The sequence below is a fragment of the Marivirga atlantica genome, from assembly GCF_016734805.1.
Classification (GTDB): Bacteria; Bacteroidota; Bacteroidia; order Cytophagales; family Cyclobacteriaceae; genus Marivirga; species Marivirga atlantica.
Window position 1 is genome coordinate 245,970 of sequence record NZ_JAERQG010000001.1, and the last position, 21,812, is coordinate 267,781.

Below are 21,812 nucleotides of genomic sequence, written 5' to 3' on the forward strand. Positions count from 1 at the left end.
AAAAACTGAGTGTATTTGGCATAAAAAAGCCTCAATAGTTTACACTATTAAGGCCATATTTAATTTCTTAGTATAACTAAATGATCATTCCTGCCCCGACCGTTTCATGTGAGAATTGGTCTATAATGATAACTGAGCCAGTATATCTATTTTTTCGGTAAGAATCATAAAGAAGAGGCTTCGCAGTTTTTATTGTAATGCGCCCTATATCATTTGCTCCTATATCTTTATCCTCCTCGTTCTTCTCAAGTGTATTGACGTTAACTTTATACTTAACATCTTTAATGATACACTTTGCTTCATTGGTAGTATGCTTTACCAAATATTTACCCCCCATTTTAAGAGGATTAATATTTAACCAGCAAATCATCATTTCAATATCCTGGCCTACAGTTGGCTGATTGTTTGGCTTAGCTAACATATCACCCCGACTGATATCAATCTCATCTTCTAAGGTGATAGTGGTGCCCATTGGTGGGAAAGCCTCTTCCAATTCACCATTCATTGTATTAATGGCTTTAATTTTGGAAGTGAATCCTGAAGGTAATACAGTTACTTCTTCTCCTTTTCTGAAAATACCTCCACATACCTGACCGGCATAGCCTCTGTAGTCATGATACTTATCAGACTGTGGCCTAATCACCCATTGAACCGGAAATCTTCCATCAATTAAATTTCTATCTGAAGCAACCTGCACATTTTCCAATGTCCACAATAGTGATGGCCCCTCATACCAATCCATGTTTTTAGACTTATCCACAACATTATCACCGTTCAGTGCTGAAATTGGAATAAATCTGATATCCGGAATCTCAAGCTTCGACTCAAAGCTCATATATTGTTTCTTGATATCTTCGAAAACCTCTTCAGAATAATCAACAAGGTCCATCTTATTGATACATACCACAACGTGCTTTATCTGAAGTAATGAAGCTATAAATGAATGTCTTTTTGTTTGTTCAATTACGCCCTTTCGTGCATCAATCAGTATAATGGCCAAATTAGCAGTCGAGGCACCTGTAACCATATTTCGTGTATACTGAATGTGACCAGGAGTATCCGCTATGATGAATTTTCTCTTTGGAGTAGCGAAATATCTATAGGCTACATCTATGGTGATCCCTTGCTCTCTTTCAGCTTTTAAACCATCCGTTAGTAAAGCAAGATTCACATGCTCATCGCCCCGATTTTTGCTAGAGGTTTCAATGGCATCAATCTGATCTTCAAAGATTGATTTGGTATCATACATCAATCGACCAATCAAAGTACTTTTACCATCATCTACACTTCCTGCAGTAGAAAAGCGTAGCAAATCCATGTCTAAATATCCTTTAGCAGCTGATTGATTTTCAGTTTGTTGTTCCATTAGTTAATATTTTGAAAAGCTTATTAGCTTGTTGCAAGTCCTTTAATATTGTGGGAGTAATTCTAAAAGTAACCTTGTTTCTTTCTCTCTTCCATAGCAGCTTCTGAACGTTTATCGTCTGCACGATTACCTCTTTCAGTTTGTCTAGCTGCTGCTACTTCTTCAATAATTTTATCTAAATCATCTGCGTCAGATTCAACAGCACCTGTAATGGTCATACAGCCTAAAGTTCTGTATCTGATTGTTTTTTCCTCGTACTTTTCTCCTTCCAACAATGTATTATAAGGAGATTCGGCAATAAGTACACCGCCTCTATTTACCACATTACGTTGATGAGAAAAATAAATACTTGGAAGAGCGATTTTCTCTTTTTTAATATATTGCCATACGTCCATCTCGGTCCAGTTACTGATTGGGAAGATTCTAAAGGATTCACCGGGTGCCTTCATACCATTGTATAAATTCCAAAGTTCAGGACGCTGGTTTTTAGGATCCCACTGCCCGAAGTCATCTCTATGTGAAAAGAATCTTTCTTTAGCTCTGGCTTTCTCTTCATCTCTTCTACCACCACCGAAAGCAGCATCATAGGCTCCTTCTTCAAGTTTTTCTAATAAGGTGATTGATTGTAAGGTATTACGGCTAGGATTAATTCCCTTTTCCTCCTTGGCCGTTCCCCTATCTATTGAGTCCTGAACTAGACCAACATCGAGGTTTACATTATATCTTTTGGCTAAATTATCTCTAAACTCTAGTGCTTCCGGGAAGTTATGACCTGTATCGATATGTAATAAAGGAAAAGGGATTTTTGCAGGCCAAAAAGCCTTCTGGGCTAAGTGCACCATTGTGATAGAATCCTTACCTCCAGAAAAAAGTATGACTGGCTTCTCAAATTGAGCTGCTACTTCTCTAAAAATGTAGATTGCCTCTGCTTCAAGTTGATCAAGGTGTGATAAATTGTAAGATGACATATTAATATTTTATTCTGTCTAAAATTTGTTGTACCAATATTTGATGGCTTTCTTCTAATGTTTGTTCTGCCGTATTAACAGTAATATCTGCACTTGTTGGAGCTTCAAAAGGTGCAGATATACCAGTAAAATCTGGTATCTCCCCTTTTCTTGCTTTGGCATATAACCCTTTTACATCTCGTTGCTCGCAAACTTCCAAAGGACATTCAATAAATACTTCCGTATAGCCTTCACCTATTATTTCTCGAGCCCTTTGACGTACTTTTTCAACCGGGCTTATGAAAGAGCAAATTGTTACTAAACCTGCATTCATAAATAATTTGGCAGTTTCAGCAGCTCTTCTGATATTTTCTTTTCTATCTTCCTCACTAAAAGTTAGGTTATTATTTAAACCAACTCTTAGGTTATCCCCGTCTAATAGCTGTGTTAAATATCCTTCTTCATGCAAGGTATTCTCTAGCGCTCTAGCTAGAGTACTCTTACCGGAACCTGATAGACCAACCATCCAAACCACTATGGCTCGCTGTTTAAGCAGTTTTTGCTTGTCTTCTCTAGAAAGAATGGTGTCAAAAATAGGATAAATATTCTCCAAAGTATTATTTTTTTGACAAAGTTAACACTATCAAACTATTATAATAGAGCTCAGATATGTAATTTCGATTTAAAATAAAAATTAATGGATCAAAGAGAACTTACCAGAGAAATAATGGCTATTGCAAAGAAAGCAGGTGAAGCCATAATGGACATTTATAATAATGCTGATTTAAGTAATGTAGTTGACTACAAAGCAGATGACAGCCCCCTTACCCTGGCAGATAAAGCATCTGAAAATGTAATAAAGCCAGAACTAGAAAGATTAGTCACAAAATATCCTATTCTCTCCGAAGAAGGTAGAAATATTGCTTACGAAGAAAGAGAAGGCTGGACTAAATTTTGGTTAGTTGATCCTCTAGATGGAACAAAGGAGTTCATCAAAAGAAACGGCCAGTTTACTGTTAACATCGCACTTATTGATGAAAGCTATCCGGTTATGGGCGTAATTTACGTTCCAGCTACTGGTGTATTTTATATTGGAGACAATACGGGAGCAATGAAAGTTATTGACGGTGAAGAAATTGCAATTAAGGTCAACAATAAGTCCCAAGAAAGAATTGCCGTAAGAAGTGCTTCACATGCTTCGCCAGAAGAAGATGAATTATTAAAAACCTACCAGGTAAAAGATAGTATCTCAGTCGGAAGTTCTTTAAAATTTTGTATGGTAGCTGAAGGACAAGCAGACATTTATTATAGACATGGGCCAACAATGGAATGGGATACTGGAGCTGGTCAGGCTATACTTGAAGCTGCTGGTGGAAAAGTGTTTAAAGGGAATACCGAAAAAGAAAGGTTTGATTACAATAAAGAGAACCTCCTAAATGGTAGTTTCCTTTGTTTAGGTTTCTAGTCTCTTCTAAACCTCTTGGAGATTTTCTGCTTTTTCCTGGCAACTGATTCTTTTACTAACTGATCGAGAGAAACACTCAGAATTACACAGGTAGCTATAACAATGGGAACTAGAAGATTATCTCCAAGAAAATCTAGTGCTAGTGCTAATAATATAATACCAATATTTACAGCAATTATGATAAGGGTTGTTCCAGAATGGCTAAAGCCTAATCGCATTAACAAATGATGAATATGAGTTTTATCGGGTGAAAAAGGAGACTTCTTTTTCAATGCTCTGGAAATAAATACTCGCAAAGTATCAAATAGAGGAATAATAATAACTGCTATTCCCACACCAACGGACGACTCAATCCTAAATTGATTATCCAAAGGTAGGTGGAAATTATAATCTATAAACTTTATGGTGATTACAGAAAGTACCGAGCCTATCAATAGAGCTCCGGTATCTCCCATGAAGATTCTTGAAGGTTGCCAATTGAAGTTTAGAAATGCAATTAGTGCACCTATAAAAGAAAAACATATGATAGAGTATTGCACTATACCAACCAAAAAGAAATAGATCCCAAAAAAGAAAAAGGCTATTATACCAATACTACTCGCTAAACCATCTAACCCATCGATTAAATTATAAGAATTAGTAATAACGATAAAAGTAAAGAGTGTTAACGTGACGCTGATGATATAGGGTAGCTGATCTATAGTGAAAAGGTTATAAAGAGAACTCAATCTAATATCTAGCAGAAATATTATCATTGTAGATGCAAGCAACTGAGCAGCGAGCTTTACTAAAGGACGAACAGGAACCAGATCATCTCGAAGTCCGACCAAAAACATAACACCCATTGCTCCAAAAAGGAACTTGAATTTCTGAATATGCGGAAATGGCATCCAAATAGCGATTGCCAACATTACTCCAGAGAATATGGCTATTCCACCCATACTGGGTGTATCTCCCGTATGGATTTTTCTTCCTCCTGGCTTATCCATTATGTTTCTTCTCTTAAAAAACCCTATAACGAGAGGGGTTAAAAGGAAGCATAGAATAAAGGAAGTTATAAGGCTGGCTAGCGTTCGTGGCATTAATTTAAATTAGATAAATCAACAATTTTGGCATTAACCCAATCAATTTGTGAGTTTGCCTCATTAAGATCAACAAATTTAAAGTCTTTTATTAACTTATCTAACTTTTTATATGCGCCCTTTAGTCCAACATATGACTTAAATTTTCTTACTCCATTCAATCCTGGAATAATAGGTTGGTTAGGGTCAAAGTCTCTTGGGTGAAAATAGGTCATATTATAATTTCCTTTTGTAAAAAACTTCTTAATTACGGGATAAGGTAGAATTCTAAAATAGCCTCCACCAGAGAATATTAGTTTTTGGCCTAATGAGGCATAGTAATTAATTGGAAACTCCTTTAACTCAATGTTATTATATCTTAAAATAAATGGTTCAGGTGTTTTCAAAACTGGAATACCACCATGAGACCTCTCAGCAGGAAATATTGATGCATCATACTTTATACCATACTTATGTAATATTTCAAATGACCACAAAGCATCCTTTGTAATTGAAAAACCAGGGGCTCTATAAGAGTCAACTTTTCGTCCTGCAGCCTGTTCAAGTTTATCTAAAGAAATACGTAAATCTTCTTCAAATTTCTCAGGAGTCATTTCGTATACAAGAGGGTGCAAATTTGAATGTGAACCAATATGATATCCTCTTTCTACAATTTGTTGTATTATTTTCGGATATTTTTTTGCGATCCACCCTAAACAAAAGAAAGTTGCTTTTACATTATTCTCTTCCAAAAGCTGAAACAACTTGTTCATGTTTTCATAAATTCTAGACGGGTACTTGCTCCAATCGGATTCTGTTCTGGTGGATTCATTGTCTAAGATGTGAAACCATTCTTCTATATCGAATGTAAGAATGTTCATCAATAGAATTTCTTTCCTGCTTTTTTAAATTCTTTCACATCATTTTTAGTGGGAAATGAAAAATATGTCATCCTTTCCTGAGGATTAGGAATTACTTTTACAGCATCTTCTTTAATAGCAACAAGAGCCTCCTTAATTGCATCCATTCCCAACCTTTTTGTATAATTTATTAACTCCTTCTGTGTCATATCACCAATTACAACTTCCTTCTGAACAATTATTGGACCACTATCTATACCTTCATCTACGAAGAAAACCGACACTCCTGTTTTTTCCTCTTCATTTTTCAGAACCCAAAAAGATGGCATTAATCCTCGATATTTAGGTAATAAAGCGGTATGCAGATTTATACAACCTTTAGGTGCTAATTCAATGAGTGGTTTCTTAAATATTTGATTCCCAGCAATTGAAACTAATACATCTGGTTCAAAACTATTAATAATTTTTAAGGATTCAGGGTTGTTAATTGCCTTTTCAAGCTCAATGATGGGTATATTACGTTTATTTAGGACTTTCCTAATTTTTGTCTCAGGACTAAATCTATTTTTAATAAACGAAAATCCATAATTTATTACGAAAGCTATACCGAAAATTTTCCAGGTTTTTTTTAATTTCTGGAAAAACGATTCTTTTTTACCAAATGGAGAAACATCGAAAAGTACACAGGCAGGAACCTCTATATCTTTAGGTAATTGATCAAGTAAATAATCTATATTTTTTGCCAAATAGAATGGATCATCCTGTGTTATTATCACAACTTTCATCTATTATAATATTTCATTATTAATCTATTGATATCTTTTGCTAATAATAACTCCTCATCTTTTGAGTATACTCTAGTTTTGAAAAAGAGGGCTCTTTTAATGAGCTTCTCCAAATCATTTAAATTATACGCAACTAGTCCAAAGTTATTAGTTTCAACAAATTTACACAATTCTAACTGATGATCTTCTCTTCTATCTAAATTGGGAACTATCAGAACTTTTTTTCCTAGTTCTAAAAGTCTATAAACTGTACCAGCTCCAGAGTGGCAAATGATAAGGTCTGAATTACTATAAAAACTATTAATGTCATCAGTAAAAGAGAAGTAGTTCATATTTGATGGCTCATAAGATCCATTTGAAATTTGAGCGATAAACTCAGTATCAACGAAATTTCGGGTTAATTTATCACATGTCTTAATTAAGTCATCAAAAGGAGTTGTTCCTACAGTAATAAAAAATCTCATAATCTTGATTTATAAATAGCCTTTGGATAGACAGATTTTAAACTCTCGTTTTGAATATAAAAATAATCTGAAAATAGATATGCTAGTTTTCCAGATAAAGATTTACTATAAAAACGTGACCAAGTTTCAATATAAATAATTCTGACACCCATTAATTTAGAAATAAGTGAAATTATAACACCTATTAAAGGTCCTGTCGAAATTACCAATTTGACTTTATACTTATGATTAATTCTGATCGCAGTTAATACTGCTTTAATTATCGAAATAGGTAGTTTATAGATTTCCTTAAAACTTTTCTTAAACAATGGTGTACTTATAAAATAGACTTCTTTTGTAATTGGCTTTCTAACATCTACATTACATACAGAAATCATAGTTGGCTTCAATGAATCAGGAATTAAATCATCTAACTGATAATTCAACCTTATCATTTGTTCATTATGCCCCCCGCCACCATACGCGAGTATAATTGCATCCTTTTTCATTTAAAGGTTTTTATAAATTGAATAATATTTTTCAGCATTACTAGTCCAATTTTTATTTTTTAGTACAAAATTATAGCCATTATCAATTCGTTTCATTCTTTCTTTAGCTGAACTATTTAGAACTTTCACCAAAGTGTTTTTTAAGCTTTCCTTATCATCAGCTGAAAAATTATAAACTATATCATCTTGAGATATAAGCTGTTTCATGCCACCCACGTCACTCACCAAAAGTAACTTCCTATAAGCTAGTGCTTCTAAGGGTTTTAATGGAGTAACCATATCGCTTAATTTTGACTTTTTCCTAGGGTTAACAATAACATCAACCTGTCTATATGCTAGATGAATATCAACTGGACTTATTGAACCCATTAGAGAAACATTATTCAAATTTAACTTTATTAACATCTTCTTTAAACTATCTTCATATACCCCTGTACCAAAAAGTTTAATTTTGATTTCTATACCGATTTTTTTCAGGTCGTACGCTGCTTGAAGAAGTAAATCAAGTCCTTCGATTGGACTCAAGGTCCCTATGTATCCAAAAGTTAATTCTCCTGAGATATTTAAACTTGCCTGTTTTATCTGATTAAAATTAACAGCATTAGGTACGATATAAATTTCTTTTTTCAGATTGCTTCGATCTATCAGTTCCCTTCTCAGATTTTCATTAATACAAATTACACTATTTGAGACTTTAAGACTTATGTTTTCTAACCAAACAAAAATCCGAGTTAAGAATGGTCGAGATAGCCTTCCTCTTTCTTCCCACAAAGATCTTACCTCATAAACAACAGGCTTTCCTAGGTATAGGCCAGCCATCTTTGATGATATAGCACAGAAAAACATAGCATGTGCATGGATGACATCAATTTCTTCAAGCTTTGATACTTTAATAATCCTGAAGGTAAATAAGAATATCCTCAAGAATTTTTTTAGAAGAACAATGGGGTTTTTTCTAATGTTTTCTGAGGCAGTTTCATTTTTATTTCCAAGATACCGATAAGTTTTTACTCCGTTAATAATATCTAATTTACTCTCTCCGCTTTGAAACGGAGAAGTAAGCACCACCGGGTGAATATTTACACTGTTTAGTTGACTATCTAATATATCTCTAGATCTAATAGTAGATCCCGAAATTATAGGCAAGGATTCGTATAGCACATGCAATACTCTTACTTTAGACACAATTGCTAAGATTTATAAGTGAATAATTACTTAAATATTTAAAACTTTACTTTGAGACTTATTACTGAAAAACGTTCTTTTCGAGAAATTTGCAATTAAAAGAGAGTTAAAAAGTGCAAAGAATACTATACCCTTCTGTCTTAACAGTGTCGATTCCACCAAAGAAGTAAAGAAAAAAACAAATATGAAAGAGACAAAAATCCAATCTTTACTACTTAATGCTAGTTTCAGCGGTAAAACTATGCATAATAAAAAACAAAACACCCCAAGTAATCCGTTGGCAATGAAAAATTGAATAAATTGATTATGCGCATTATATTTATATTTAATAGCCTTACTTAAACCCTCCTTTTCATAAAATCTTAAAACATGTTTTTTTGTTGCTCCGGTTCCATACCCCAAAATTACATTCCCGTCAAAATTATTTATTATTGCCTTCCATTGATTTAATCGGCCTTCTTTGATCCTAACCTCACCTTTCTCAATATTCACAGCATACTCAAACACTCTTTTCTTGAAATAAGACATATTATTAATTGCAATAATTATAAGAGAAAAAACCAAAATAACTCCAAAAATCGGTCTAATTGATTTTTGAATAACAGCCTTATTAACGAAATAAAAAAATGAAAATATTAGAATAATAATGACTCCAATCTTAGAATTTAAATGAAGAATAAATCCAAAAAATATAACCACAATGAATAAAAGATAATATATTAAAGCTCCACTTAGAATTTTGCGATCAATAAGATAAATAATCGTACTCATTGAGAAAATTAAATACATAACAAAGTAATTACCACTTACATCGAAGAATTGAATGAGTTGATTGTGGGAATAAGCCCAATGAAAAATGTAGGAAAACCTCCTTCCTGATTGGAAGTTATCAATAATAACATAACTCCAAGAAGAAATAATTACTACCAAACAAGAAACAATAAGTACCAAAATAATTCTTGTTAGAAATCTTAAGTTTGATTTCTTTTTATCTGGAATTATTGCCAGTGGAAATATAATTAGTGTTAGACTTCTTTCTAAAACGGCCAGAGCAGATTCTTTTTCATCAGAATAGAAAAGTCCTATAAGCTGCACCAAGAATAAAGAAGAGAAAACTAAGATCCATTTTCTATTTTGTCTAAAATTAAAGTCTTTTTTTCCATTAAAGTATTCATAAAGACTAACAAGGGTGAATAAAATAATAAATAAACCATTTGCCCGAACATTTAACGGTAATGTAAAAACGATGGCGTAAACCAAAAGATTGGATACGCTAATATTAGCATAAAATTTAATTTTAGTTGACAATCTCTTCATATTACAGAGTTTTTTAATGCAAAACTGAAAGTCTATACTTTAAAGATAGTCTCGCAATAAATAATTTTAAATGTATTTCCTATAGACTAATGCAGGACTCAATAAAAAGACCAAAAAAGATGATTGATAAATGAATGCCGTGGTCAAACCTATAATTGAAAAATACAATAGTAAAAGATTACATAGTGACCTTCTTTGAAAAAGAAATTTGTAATAGTTTATTAAATAAAAATAGATTAAAATGCTCGATAAACCGAATTTTATAAATAATGTAAAATATAAGTTGTCCACATAGGCATTGTAATCGTTGATATTATCTCTATAACTAAACCATGGTATATAAATGGACTTACCAAAACCCTTACCAAAAACCCAATAGTAACTCTTATCCCAGTCATTGAATTCAAGAAACACTGGCTCAAAACGCGAGCTTAACTTTTTAACAACAACCTCCTTGTCAAATAAAGTTTTAAATCTACCTATAATATTTTGATCTGTAGAAAAGACAAACAAGAGCGAAGTGAAAAGAATTATAATAGAAAACACCATCCCATATTTTAGAAACTTCATTAAACCTAGACGCCACAAATAAAGAATAGCTATTACAAATAATATAATTAACGTAGTTCGATTACCGCTATAAAAAATCGGCAAAACAACACTTAAAAACTCAACCCACGAGATGTTTCTTTTAAAAGAAATTTTATAAATCATAAAAACTATCAAAAATGGGAGGCTTAAATCACTATATCTAGCTACATCATTAACTAAGTAAAACTTATCATTACTAATTAAATAAGAAAGACCATATTGATAATTTAAAAAAAACAAGAATGAGTCAATTACTAGATTAATAATGAGAAGCCTTTTCCATAGTTTGCTTTCAAAGAACCCACTCAAATACTCTTTGCACGTATAATAGAATATAATTCCAAAAAAAAACAATGATACAACCTTTAAATCAATAAGCACATGAATAATACTCTTTGACTCAATTAATAATCCATAGATTAAAAAAATTAAGGTAAAAGAAGATAGGTAAAAAATATTCTTTACAGAGAACCACTTCAGCTTCCCCCGAATAAATTTTTTATGAAAATAAATTAGGGTTGGCCCAATCATAAAAAAATACCATGCGAAAAACTGATATTTAAAATAATATTGAACAAAAAAGGAAGAGGAAGGGAAGATAAAGAGAGTAGTAATAAAAGTAATGGAAGCAAATGATCTATATTTTGGCTCGATAAACAATAATCCGAGAAAAATAAAATAAATACATAAAATTATGAAAATTATCATGTGCTTTTACTTATAGATGATTGAAAGTATTATTTTCCTCTAATAAAACTCATAAGTCTAAAAGGGTTAGGCATAATAGCTTCAATATATTCCCTTAAAGAGGCTTTGACCAAAGGTCTAACTAAAAACCACCAACTTGGAACGAATAATAAAATCATTGTTAGTACTAATGACAGAGCCACTATTTCTATGGTAAACTGCGAACCAATAAAAATGGCCATAGGTATAATTATCAAGGTAAATAAATTCCATACAAATTCTTTATCTGTTCTTCCTGTTGCTACTACTAAACTTCCTATAGGATTTCCTATTGCTCTAAAAATCATGTACAAAGATAATATCCTAACAATCCCAGAAATATTTGTATACTCATCGCCATAAAGTATGGTGATAAAAAAAGGTGAAAATAGCAAAATCAATAGGTAAATTGGAATATTTACAGTTGCAACTATATTGACTAATTTTAAATATTGCTCCTTTAAGAGCTTGGTTTTTTCTTGATATTTAGCTAGAAAAGGGCTTGCCACCTTAGTTAAAATAGGATTAATTATTTGCGCAGGTCTCAATATCAACTGCTTTGCTAAGCTATAACCACCCAGAATATCAGCACCAAAGAACTTGCCAATTAATAATATATCAATATCTCTATTAAAATAATTAACTACCTGACCTCCTGCCTGATAGGCTCCAATTTTAACAAAAGGCTTTGTTTCTCTCAAAAAAAAATGAAAACTCAATCCATAAGAATTAAGTCCCCTAACCAATAAAAAAATATTAAGAATAAAGAATTGAATTATTGTAGCATAGACTAAAGCGTACACACCAAAATCATTTATAGCTAAAATTATTCCAGCAACTAAAGAAATAGTCGCAGCAATTATTTCAAATATTGAAACGTATTTGAAACAAAGGTTTTTATACTCTAACGTCTTATATTGTCTTCCCATTGAGGATATAATGAGAGTTGAACCTGCAAGAGGAATTAACTGATTTAATTCTGGTTCTTTATAAAAAACAGATGTTATTGGAGCCAATAAAAATACCAGAAGGTAAAGAAAAATACTAAAGATTAAATTCAACCAATATAGACTTGAAAATTCCTTTTTGCTTATTTCTTTCCGTGAAAGTATTGCAGCAGTTAAACCCATGTCCATAAATAGCATCATAAAACCAAGGACAAACATTACTAAAGCCATCAGGCCAAAGTCCTCTTTATCTAGGAATCTTGCTAAGATAGATAACCTTAATAATGACGAAATTGCATTGACCAAAGTGGATAAAGTTGTCCACTTTACACCAGAAGTAGCTTCCTTAGAGTAATCATTCATACTATAAATGCTTATTAAAGGCTTCTTGTAAACTGTATATTAACTCCTCAGACGAAATCTCACTTTTCAATATTCTTCTATTCTGATTTATCTCATTTTCACTTAAGCAAGTTAAACTATCCTTCTGATTTAAAAGGTCCTGTTCAATATTATAAACAACAAGTCCTATCCTGATAAAATAATGATAAATAGTATTCTTATTACTAAGAAAAACTTTAGCTCCCATCCAAACCATGCCAATGATTGTACCGAATGCTTGTTGTCTATAATGATTCATGATAACAATTCCACAAGACTGTAAAATTTTATTGTAATCTTGCAGTCTCATAAAACTAGTAAGAGGATTAAAAGCATCCTTAAAAAATTTATTACCACTCCGAATTATTTTATCTCTGTAGGTTTTATCTCCATAACTTAAAGGAACAATTAAGTTACTCGTTCCTATATTTGCTTTTCGCAGTATATTAAAAACCTCAATGTGATTATTTGTGATAGAGGATGAATTACCTATCAAAATATTATTACCTTTTACTTTAAGCTCAGCAGAACCTTCAAAAATAAATTCTAAAGGATAATAAGCGAATTTCACAAACTGACAATTCTTACTCAAAACGTTCAAGTTTGACATTAATTCAAACTCTTCTTTAAATGGCACTCCAAAATAATCTACTTTCTTTGATGCTTTCAAGATAAGAGAAAATCGGTCAGAAGAATTATTGATAATACGATAATAAATAGGTCTGAAAATATTTTTTAACTGGGTGGTAATAGTATTGATTAAAAAACTTTTTTTTGTTAAACTACCAATTAATTTTCCTCCAAATAAAATTGGGTTATCATATACCTCGGAGCCCCAAAACAGCCAAAGAAATTTTTTCTCTTTATATGATTGGTTCAATACAAGTTTTGCCTTGATGATATCAAGGTTATGTAATACTATGAGATTACTGTAATCTATTAAGGTTATAATTTTTTCAACAGGTTTCTCATTCTCATAAAGAAAAAAAAAATCCTCTCGATCTTTAATATATTTTAGTTGATGATCTCTATTAGGTAGAATTATAAAGTAACTATTTCTCTGAGGAAATGACTTTTCAAATAACCAATAAGCCGCTTCAATAAATTTCTCGTCACTCGCAATATGAATTATTCTATTATCCATTCAATATCTCCCTAACTGTATGTGTAATCTGAAGAACTTCTTGATCCTGTAAATCAACATACAATGGTAATCTTAGAAGGTTTTCAGTATATCGGTCTGAATTAATCAGTGTTCTACCATCATGCTTTTCAATGTAAAATGGACTTTTATGTAAGCTTAAATAATGAAAAACTGATAATATACCTACCTCTTTTAATTTCTCTATAACTTTTGATCTTAAATTGCTACTGTCAAAAACCAGATAAAACATATGGGCATTATTAGTAGCATATTCAGGTACCATTGGTAAGCGAATTCCATTAGCTTTACAACATTCTGACAATTCCTTATAGTATAGATTCCAAATCTCTATTCTTCTTTTTTGGATTTGATCTAGCTCCTCAAGTTGCGCATAAAGAAATGCTGAGATAATATCAGATGGTAAAAAAGAAGAGCCTACATCCACCCAGCCATATTTATCTACCTCTCCTCTAAAGAATGATGATCGATTGGTGCCTTTTTCCCATATGATTTCCGAACGGTTCTTAAATTGCTGGTCATTTACTACCAATAATCCGCCTTCTCCAGATATTATATTTTTAGTTTCATGAAAAGAAAAAACTCCCAAATGACCGATTGAACCTAAGGGTATTTTAATTCCATCCTTATTTAAGTAATAACTATCTATTGCTTGTGCAGCATCTTCAATCACAAACAAGTTATACTTTTCTGAAAGAAACATTATTTTGTCCATATTACAAGCTATACCGGCATAATGAACTGGGACAATGGCCTTTGTTTTTTCATTAATCAGCTCCTCTATTTTATCTTCATCCATGCCTGGATGGTCATCCCTGCTATCAACAAATCTGATGGTTGCTCCTCTCAACACAAAAGCGTTTGCCGTTGAAACAAATGTATAAGAGGGCATTATAATCTCATCTCCCGGCTTAATATTAATTAGAATACTTGCCATTTCTAAGCCATCAGTACAGGAAGTTGTTAGCAAAGAATGTTTAAAATGAAATCTTTTTAAAAAGAAATCGTGACACAACTTAGTGTATTTTCCGTTACCTGATATTTTTCCTGTATTTACAGCATCATAAATATAATGCGTCTCTTTTCCAGTTAAATGTGGTTTATTAAATGGTATCATAAATTCCAATAATGATAGATATATGTTAGATTAATGATATTAAATCCAGCCTTTTTATAAATATTAATTGCAGAATTGTTATCAAGTTGGGTTACTACATTCAACCTGTCGTAACCTTGCTCTTTAACATAATTAATTGCTTGGTTGATCATATTTATTCCAATTCCTAAGCCTCTATAATTTGAATCTACAGCAAAAAGGCCTATGCTGGCAGTACTCTCATTTTCTATCGAAATAGTTAATAAAGCCACAACCTTATTTTCAAAACTAAAGACTAGCGTTTGTAATGCGTTAACTTTGTCAATCGAATTCAATATCCATTTCCGATATAATTTTTTAAATAATAAATCATCTATATTAGGGTCTAGATTAAATCTTGAATATATACCGCTTTGAATTGCTAAATCAATTAAGGTTGATGTATCATGCTTTTTAATATCAAATGGTTCAATAATACCATTTGTTTCTTTTACTTTAAACTCTTTAGAATCATCCAGCTTAAGAGTCAGAATGGTTTTTTTGTCTACTAAAAGATCATCAATTTCTGATATTTTATTTTCTGAGAAGATGTAAACAAGTTGGAATTTTGAAAGTTCCTTTAAAAAATTACTTGGTATTGAGTTTTGAATTATTAGTTTACCAACTTCCAAATTAAAGAATTCTGAATCCCACTCTAATTTTACTATTTTATTATACATCCCTTAGAAATTACCTTGATTGATCCCTGAAATCTAATTCACAAAGCTTAAGTACTCCTTATCAATTCCTTTTTCTAGTAGCTTTCTAAATTCTCTGTGTGCCACTAAGAAAACTAGTATGTCTGCTTTTTCTCTTGCTGATTGAGTAGAAAAAACCTCAAAATCCTTATGCCGCTCAATATTAGGCTCAACAGGCATAATATCTAAGCCTTCTTTGATCAGAGCTTGTGTTACATGTAATGCAGGGCTTTCTCTCAAATCATCTATGTCTGGCTTAAAAGCTAATCCCATGCACGCAATTTTTGGCTTTTTATTGTACTTCAGTTCAAATTTTAGCGCACTATTCTTCACTCTTTCAATAACCCATTCGGTTTTATAATTATTAATTTCTCTTGCAGCCCTAATAATTTTAGCCTGCTTAGGAAATTCTGAAACTATAAACCAAGGATCTACAGCAATGCAATGTCCACCAACACCTGTGCCAGGCTGTAGAATATTTACTCTAGGATGTCTATTGGCCAAACTAATTAATTCCCATACATCTATTCCTGCTTCATCGCAAATCATTGAAAGTTCATTGGCAAAAGCAATATTTACATCTCTCGAGGAGTTTTCAACCAATTTACACATCTCGGCTGTACGCGCATTAGTTGCCACTAATTCTCCTTTTACAAAATGTCTATAAAACTCAATCGCCCTTTCAGTCGATTTTTGATTTATACCTCCTATTGATCGATCATTATGTTCTAGTTCATAGATCACATTTCCAGGTAATACTCTTTCTGGACAATATGCGATATGAACCTTACCCTTTAATTCAGGTCTTTCTTCATCAATAATTTCTTTAACACGCTCAGTAGTACCAACCGGACTGGTTGATTCAAGGATTACCAAATTATCAATTTCAAGAAAAGGGCATAAGTTTTTGGTTGCATCTTCTACGTATGAAATATCTGGGACGTGCTCTCCTTTGAATGGGGTTGGCACTGCAATTAAAAAAACATCAGCAGGAGCAGCATTAGTATCAGCTATCAAGTATTTTTCATCTACAACATGTCTAACTAATCCATCTAAGTCCGGCTCAACAATGTGTATTTTACCTTGATTGATTGTATCCACAGCATGTTGATTAACATCTACTCCATGGACTTTGATCCCTCTACTTGCCATCAAAGCTGCCGTAGGAAGACCTATATAGCCCAAACCTACCATTACGGCTTTTATGTTCTTATCTTTCATTATTATCTTTTCAAAATATCTAAGACCTGTTTACTTGTTGTGCCATCACCATAAGGGTTTACTGCGTTGGCCATGCCTTTATAATGTTTTTCATCATCTAAAAGCAACTTGGCTTCTTTCATGATGACATCGTAATTAGTTCCTACCAGTTTGGCAGTGCCTGCTTCTACACCTTCTTGTCTTTCTGTTACGTCACGCATCACCAATACTGGTTTACCTAATGAAGGAGCCTCTTCTTGGATACCGCCTGAATCTGTTAACACAAAAAATGATTTATTCATTAACCAAATCAAATAGGGGTAAGCTAAGGGTTCAATTAATTTAACATTTTCAACCCCCGTTAAAATCTCATTGACAGTCTTCCTAACATTAGGATTTAAATGAACTGGATAAACTAATTCAACATCTGGATATGCCATTGCAATATCTTTCATGGCCTTACACATGTTTTCAAAAGGTTCACCAAAGCTTTCTCTTCGATGACCCGTAACTAAGACAATTCGTTTATTGAAATCCAAATTTTCAAAATACGCTTCATATTCTGATTCACCACTATTTTTGATGATATCCAAGCCCAATAATAGCGCGTCAATAACTGTATTTCCTACGTTATGAACTTCATTAGCTATGCCTTCATTTCTTAAGTTATTGACTGCTCTGTCTGTCGGAGCAAAATGGTAGGATGCTAAATGGCCTGCCAATTTTCTATTTCCTTCTTCAGGAAAGGGAGAATAGATATCTCCACTTCTTAAACCAGCTTCAATATGAGACACCTTAATTTTTTCATAGAAACCTGCTAATGCACCAATAAAGGCGGTAGTTGTATCTCCTTGCACAAAAATATTATCAGGCTTTTCCTTTTGCAAAATGGGTTTTAATCCTAATAACGCTTTGGCAGTAATATCATAAAGTGTTTGATTTGGAGCCATCAATTCCAAATCATAATCAGGCTGAATTTCAAAAAATGAAAGTACCTGATCAAGCATTTCTCTATGCTGACCTGTAACACAAACGACAACTTCCTGAGACAAATCTTCTTGAAAAGTTCTGATCAAAGGAGCCATTTTAATAGCTTCAGGTCTTGTACCAAATACAAATAAGTGCTTCATAAATTAAATTGTAGTCAATTTATTGTCTTTATCAGAAAGAACTAATTCCTTCTCTTTCAAAATCCAATCAATATTTAATTTTGGATCATTATATATAATTCCCCCTTCAGAGGCTTTATTATAATAGTTGTCACATTTATAAAAGAACTCTACCTTTTCACTAAGAACCACCATGCCATGCGCAAAACCACGAGGAACGAAGAGCTGTCTTTTATTTTCAGCACTTAGCTTAATAGCAACATGTTGAAGATAAGTTCCACTTTCAGGTCTTATATCAACAGCCACATCTAGCACTTCTCCTTCTAAAACCCTTACCAGTTTAGCCTGAGCATACTCTCCTTTTTGAAAATGCAATCCTCTAAGTACACCATAGGAAGATCTGGACTGATTATCTTGAACAAAATTCACTTTTAAACCAGTTTGATCCTCAAAGATACGTTGACTGAAGCTCTCAAAAAAATAACCTCTATCATCCTCAAACACATTGGGCTCGATGATATAACAATCTTTTAATTCTGTTTCTGTAAACTTCATAAGTTATTTAATCAAGTTTAACAGGTATTTACCATAACCGCTTTTTACCAAAGGGTTTGCTAGGACTTCTACTTGCTTTTTATCAATAAAGCCCATCCTGTAGGCTACTTCTTCTATGCAACCCACTTTTAAACCTTGCCGCTCCTCGATTACCCTTACAAATTCAGATGCCTGCATTAACGACTGAAAAGTTCCTGTATCCAGCCATGCAGTTCCTCTATTTAACACGCTTACTTCAAGTGTACCTTGTTTTAAATATTCTTTGTTTACATCGGTAATTTCTAATTCTCCTCGAGGGCTTGGCTTTATATTCTTTGCAATATCGATAACCGAGTTGTTGTAAAAATAAATTCCTGGGACTGCGTATGAGGACTTTGGGTTTTCTGGCTTCTCCTCAATTGAAATAGCCCTGCCTTCTTTATCAAATTCAACCACACCATACCTTTCAGGGTCATGCACATGATAGGCATATACTATACCTCCATCAGGATTGGTATTGGACTGTAACAATTTCGACATCCCTGATCCATAAAATATATTATCTCCAAGAATTAAAGCAACATCATCAGTACCTACAAACTCTTCTCCAATAATAAATGCCTGAGCTAATCCTTCTGGTTTTTCCTGCACAGCGTATTCAAACTTACAACCTAGTTGAGAACCGTCTCCAAGTAGTTTTTTAAATAAGTCGGTATGTTCAGGAGTAGATATAATCAGAATCTCATTAATACCGGCTAACATTAAAGTCGATAGCGGATAATAAATCATTGGCTTATCATACACTGGCATAAGTTGCTTGCTTAATGCAATAGTTAAAGGATGAAGTCGTGTACCAGAGCCTCCAGCAAGAATAATTCCTTTCATAGTTTAGCTAGTTTTATGATTGATAGGTTTTATTATAATAATCCTGATAATCTCCAGATGTGACATGATTCAGCCAATCTTCATTCTCTAAGTACCAGTCAATGGTTTTACCAATTCCTTCCTCGAATTGCAGGCTTGGTTCCCAACCTAGCTCTTTCATTATCTTTTGAGCATCGATTGCGTAACGCAAATCATGACCAGCTCTATCTTTCACATAAGTAATTAGCTTTTCAGATGTTCCCTCTTCTCTTCCTAACTTCTCATCCATCACCTTACAAACTACTTTTATAAGATCAATATTTTTCCATTCATTGAAACCACCAATGTTGTATGTCTCCCCTAATTTTCCTTTATGATATACCATATCAATAGCTCTGGCATGATCCACCACATATAGCCAGTCTCTTACATTCTCCCCTTTACCATATACCGGTAGCGGCTTATTGTTTCTAATATTGTTAATAAAAAGTGGGATGAGTTTTTCAGGGAATTGATTGGGACCGTAATTATTAGAACAGTTACTTATCACAATCGGTAGCCCATAGGTATTCGCATAAGCTCTTACAAAATGATCTGAACTTGCCTTTGAGGCCGAATAAGGTGACTGTGGATCGTATGGCGTATCTTCTGTGAAAAATCCTCCGTCATGTAAAGAACCATAAACCTCATCTGTAGAAACATGATAAAACAATTTATTATCAAAGTTATCCTTCCACAACTCCTTTGCAGCATTCATGAGAATAACTGTCCCAAGTATATTAGTCTTTAAGAAATCTAATGGATGCGTGATTGACCGATCAACATGAGATTCCGCAGCTAAATGTATTACACCGTCAAACTCGTATTTATGAAAAAGACCATTTATAAATTCCTGATCGGTTATATCTCCTTTTTCAAATACGTAATTGTCATTATCCTCAATATCTCTCAGGTTCTCAAGATTACCAGCATAGGTAAGCGCATCCAGATTTACTATTTGATAATCAGGATAGCTATTAACAAATAATCTGACAACATGAGAGCCAATGAAACCAGCACCACCAGTGATAAGGATTTTTTTCATATTACTAATTTAAGATTTATAGTCTTTTATCAACCATCTTTTTATCAAGGAAACCCTTGATGTCATAAACCACAGTACTTTTATTTCTTATGGCATCGAATGAAAGATTTGCAAACTCTTTATGTGATACAGCTAGCACAATAGCATTGTACTTAATATTTAATTCATTTATCAAATCAATACCATATTCATGCTTTACTTCTTCTTTATCTGCCTGAGGATCATAAGTATCCACTTCAATACCGTAAGAGTGAAGCTCTTTGACTACATCAATCACTTTGCTATTCCTGATGTCAGGGCAGTTCTCTTTAAAGGTAATTCCAAGCACTAAGGCTTTAGAACCTTTAATAACTGACCCTTTTTGCGCCATTAATTTAACTACAGAACTAGCTACGTGAGCTCCCATATTATCGTTAATCCTTCTCCCTGCCAATATTACCTGAGGATGATACCCTATAGCTTCGGCCTTATGAGTTAAATAGTAGGGGTCTACACCTATGCAGTGACCACCAACCAAGCCTGGTTTAAATGGTAAGAAATTCCATTTGGTTCCTGCAGCTTGAAGTACATCTTCGGTGTCGATTCCCATTTTATCAAAAATGAGTGCCAGTTCATTCACAAATGCAATATTCAGATCACGCTGAGAATTCTCAATCACTTTTGCAGCTTCAGCCACTTTCATTGAAGTAGCTTTATGAGTGCCAGCCGTGATTATTTCTTTATACAATTGATCAACTTCTTCAGCAATTTCAGGTGTACTCCCTGAAGTTACTTTTTTGATAGTTGGCAATCTGTGCTGTTTATCTCCTGGATTGATTCGCTCAGGGGAATAGCCACAGAAGAAATCCCTATTAAATTTTAAGCCACTGACCTTTTCAAGAATCGGAACACAATCCTCTTCTGTACATCCTGGATAAACAGTTGATTCATATATTACAATGTCTCCATCAGATAGAGCTTTTCCTACAGTTTCTGATGCTTTTTTTAGAGGTGTTAAATCCGGTTGTTTATATTCATTAACGGGCGTTGGCACCGTCACAATAAATATAGAGGCTTCTTTAAGCACAGATAAATCAGATGAATAAGAAAGTTGAGAGGCCGTTTTTAGTTCATCATCTTCAACTTCTAAAGTCCTGTCATGACCATTTTGAAGTTCTCTTATTCTGGCCTCATTTATATCGAAGCCAATTACTGGTCTTTTTTTACCAAACTCTACAGCAAGGGGTAAACCAACATAACCAAGACCAATTATTGCTATTTTCTTCATGTATATAAATCTGTTTTAAATGGCCACATGGAATCTTAGTTAAAAATTCAATTATATTGATTTCATCGGCTTTATAGCTTGAATTTTTAATATTGATTTCATTCAAAATCCAAATAAGTCGTAAAATTAGGCAATTATTCAGAGAATAGAAGAATATGTAACTTTAAAAATAAAAC

22 protein-coding genes are annotated in these 21,812 nt (G+C 33.1%); 1 reads left to right on the forward strand and 21 read right to left on the reverse strand.

The genetic code is table 11. From position 1 onward, the window contains the following. Window positions 1-76: 76 nt before the first annotated feature. From cysN to cysC, 3 genes are all read right to left on the reverse strand, one after another. Window positions 77-1,366 (reverse strand): sulfate adenylyltransferase subunit CysN, encoded by a 1,290-nt coding sequence (gene cysN, locus JKP34_RS01180; RefSeq protein WP_201916862.1) that lies wholly within the window; start codon window positions 1,364-1,366, stop codon window positions 77-79. A gap of 62 nt (window positions 1,367-1,428) precedes the next feature. Continuing rightward, window positions 1,429-2,334, reverse strand: a complete 906-nt coding sequence (cysD, locus tag JKP34_RS01185; RefSeq protein WP_201916864.1) for a sulfate adenylyltransferase subunit CysD — start codon at window positions 2,332-2,334, stop codon at window positions 1,429-1,431. Between the two features lies 1 nt (window position 2,335). Beyond that, window positions 2,336-2,926, reverse strand: a complete 591-nt coding sequence (gene cysC, locus JKP34_RS01190) for an adenylyl-sulfate kinase (RefSeq protein WP_201916866.1) — start codon at window positions 2,924-2,926, stop codon at window positions 2,336-2,338. An 84-nt stretch (window positions 2,927-3,010) separates the two neighbouring features. On the opposite strand from cysC, the gene cysQ reads away from it, so the two are divergent. Beyond that, entirely contained in the window at window positions 3,011-3,778 is a 768-nt protein-coding gene (gene cysQ / locus JKP34_RS01195; RefSeq protein ID WP_201916868.1) for a 3'(2'),5'-bisphosphate nucleotidase CysQ, read from the forward strand. Here the strand turns inward: cysQ and JKP34_RS01200 are convergent. The 18 genes from JKP34_RS01200 to tviB form a co-directional block, all read right to left on the reverse strand. Then, the gene (locus JKP34_RS01200) at window positions 3,775-4,767 is read right to left on the reverse strand and encodes an MraY family glycosyltransferase (RefSeq protein WP_236664858.1); all 993 of its coding nucleotides are present in this window, start codon (window positions 4,765-4,767) and stop codon (window positions 3,775-3,777) included. The two genes, cysQ and JKP34_RS01200, sit on opposite strands and share 4 nt — an antisense overlap. Before the next feature lie 92 nt (window positions 4,768-4,859). Continuing rightward, window positions 4,860-5,720: a polysaccharide deacetylase family protein gene (locus tag JKP34_RS01205; RefSeq protein ID WP_201916872.1), complete on the reverse strand. Its 861-nt coding sequence runs from the start codon at window positions 5,718-5,720 to the stop codon at window positions 4,860-4,862. Continuing rightward, on the reverse strand, window positions 5,720-6,484 hold the full coding sequence (locus JKP34_RS01210; RefSeq protein WP_201916873.1) for a methionyl-tRNA formyltransferase: 765 nt from the start codon (window positions 6,482-6,484) through the stop codon (window positions 5,720-5,722). Before JKP34_RS01210 ends, JKP34_RS01205 begins: the two co-directional genes overlap by 1 nt. Next, entirely contained in the window at window positions 6,481-6,948 is a 468-nt protein-coding gene (gene pssE, locus JKP34_RS01215; RefSeq protein ID WP_201916875.1) for a PssE/Cps14G family polysaccharide biosynthesis glycosyltransferase, read from the reverse strand. The genes JKP34_RS01210 and pssE overlap by 4 nt, the downstream gene beginning before the upstream one ends. After that, window positions 6,945-7,436, reverse strand: coding sequence for a PssD/Cps14F family polysaccharide biosynthesis glycosyltransferase (gene pssD, locus JKP34_RS01220; RefSeq protein ID WP_201916878.1), 492 nt, complete (start codon window positions 7,434-7,436; stop codon window positions 6,945-6,947). Before pssD ends, pssE begins: the two co-directional genes overlap by 4 nt. Further along, the gene (locus JKP34_RS01225) at window positions 7,437-8,621 is read right to left on the reverse strand and encodes a glycosyltransferase family 4 protein (protein WP_201916880.1); all 1,185 of its coding nucleotides are present in this window, start codon (window positions 8,619-8,621) and stop codon (window positions 7,437-7,439) included. A gap of 30 nt (window positions 8,622-8,651) precedes the next feature. Then, entirely contained in the window at window positions 8,652-9,938 is a 1,287-nt protein-coding gene (locus JKP34_RS01230) for an O-antigen ligase family protein (protein WP_201916882.1), read from the reverse strand. Window positions 9,939-10,004: 66 nt separating this feature from the next. Beyond that, window positions 10,005-11,237, reverse strand: coding sequence for a DUF6369 family protein (locus JKP34_RS18415; RefSeq protein ID WP_394368649.1), 1,233 nt, complete (start codon window positions 11,235-11,237; stop codon window positions 10,005-10,007). Between the two features lie 29 nt (window positions 11,238-11,266). Then, window positions 11,267-12,565, reverse strand: coding sequence for an MOP flippase family protein (locus JKP34_RS01235; protein WP_201916884.1), 1,299 nt, complete (start codon window positions 12,563-12,565; stop codon window positions 11,267-11,269). A 1-nt stretch (window position 12,566) separates the two neighbouring features. Continuing rightward, complete coding sequence (locus JKP34_RS01240) at window positions 12,567-13,727, reverse strand: TDP-N-acetylfucosamine:lipid II N-acetylfucosaminyltransferase (protein ID WP_201916886.1); 1,161 nt, start codon at window positions 13,725-13,727, stop codon at window positions 12,567-12,569. Beyond that, window positions 13,720-14,862 carry a dTDP-4-amino-4,6-dideoxygalactose transaminase gene (rffA, locus tag JKP34_RS01245; protein WP_201916888.1) on the reverse strand — a complete coding sequence of 381 codons (1,143 nt, stop codon included), beginning with the start codon at window positions 14,860-14,862 and terminating at the stop codon, window positions 13,720-13,722. The genes JKP34_RS01240 and rffA overlap by 8 nt, the downstream gene beginning before the upstream one ends. Beyond that, the gene (locus JKP34_RS01250; RefSeq protein WP_201916890.1) at window positions 14,859-15,560 is read right to left on the reverse strand and encodes a GNAT family N-acetyltransferase; all 702 of its coding nucleotides are present in this window, start codon (window positions 15,558-15,560) and stop codon (window positions 14,859-14,861) included. Before JKP34_RS01250 ends, rffA begins: the two co-directional genes overlap by 4 nt. A gap of 33 nt (window positions 15,561-15,593) precedes the next feature. Next, window positions 15,594-16,799 (reverse strand): UDP-N-acetyl-D-mannosamine dehydrogenase, encoded by a 1,206-nt coding sequence (gene wecC / locus JKP34_RS01255; protein ID WP_201916892.1) that lies wholly within the window; start codon window positions 16,797-16,799, stop codon window positions 15,594-15,596. 2 nt (window positions 16,800-16,801) lie between these two features. Next, window positions 16,802-17,908 (reverse strand): non-hydrolyzing UDP-N-acetylglucosamine 2-epimerase, encoded by a 1,107-nt coding sequence (wecB, locus tag JKP34_RS01260; RefSeq protein WP_201916894.1) that lies wholly within the window; start codon window positions 17,906-17,908, stop codon window positions 16,802-16,804. Window positions 17,909-17,911: 3 nt separating this feature from the next. Continuing rightward, on the reverse strand, window positions 17,912-18,442 hold the full coding sequence (gene rfbC / locus JKP34_RS01265) for a dTDP-4-dehydrorhamnose 3,5-epimerase (protein WP_201916896.1): 531 nt from the start codon (window positions 18,440-18,442) through the stop codon (window positions 17,912-17,914). 3 nt (window positions 18,443-18,445) lie between these two features. Beyond that, window positions 18,446-19,306 carry a glucose-1-phosphate thymidylyltransferase RfbA gene (gene rfbA, locus JKP34_RS01270; protein WP_201916898.1) on the reverse strand — a complete coding sequence of 287 codons (861 nt, stop codon included), beginning with the start codon at window positions 19,304-19,306 and terminating at the stop codon, window positions 18,446-18,448. Between the two features lie 13 nt (window positions 19,307-19,319). Beyond that, window positions 19,320-20,369, reverse strand: coding sequence for a dTDP-glucose 4,6-dehydratase (gene rfbB / locus JKP34_RS01275; RefSeq protein ID WP_201916900.1), 1,050 nt, complete (start codon window positions 20,367-20,369; stop codon window positions 19,320-19,322). A 16-nt stretch (window positions 20,370-20,385) separates the two neighbouring features. Then, window positions 20,386-21,636, reverse strand: coding sequence for a Vi polysaccharide biosynthesis UDP-N-acetylglucosamine C-6 dehydrogenase TviB (gene tviB, locus JKP34_RS01280; protein ID WP_201916902.1), 1,251 nt, complete (start codon window positions 21,634-21,636; stop codon window positions 20,386-20,388). Window positions 21,637-21,812 lie beyond the last annotated feature (176 nt).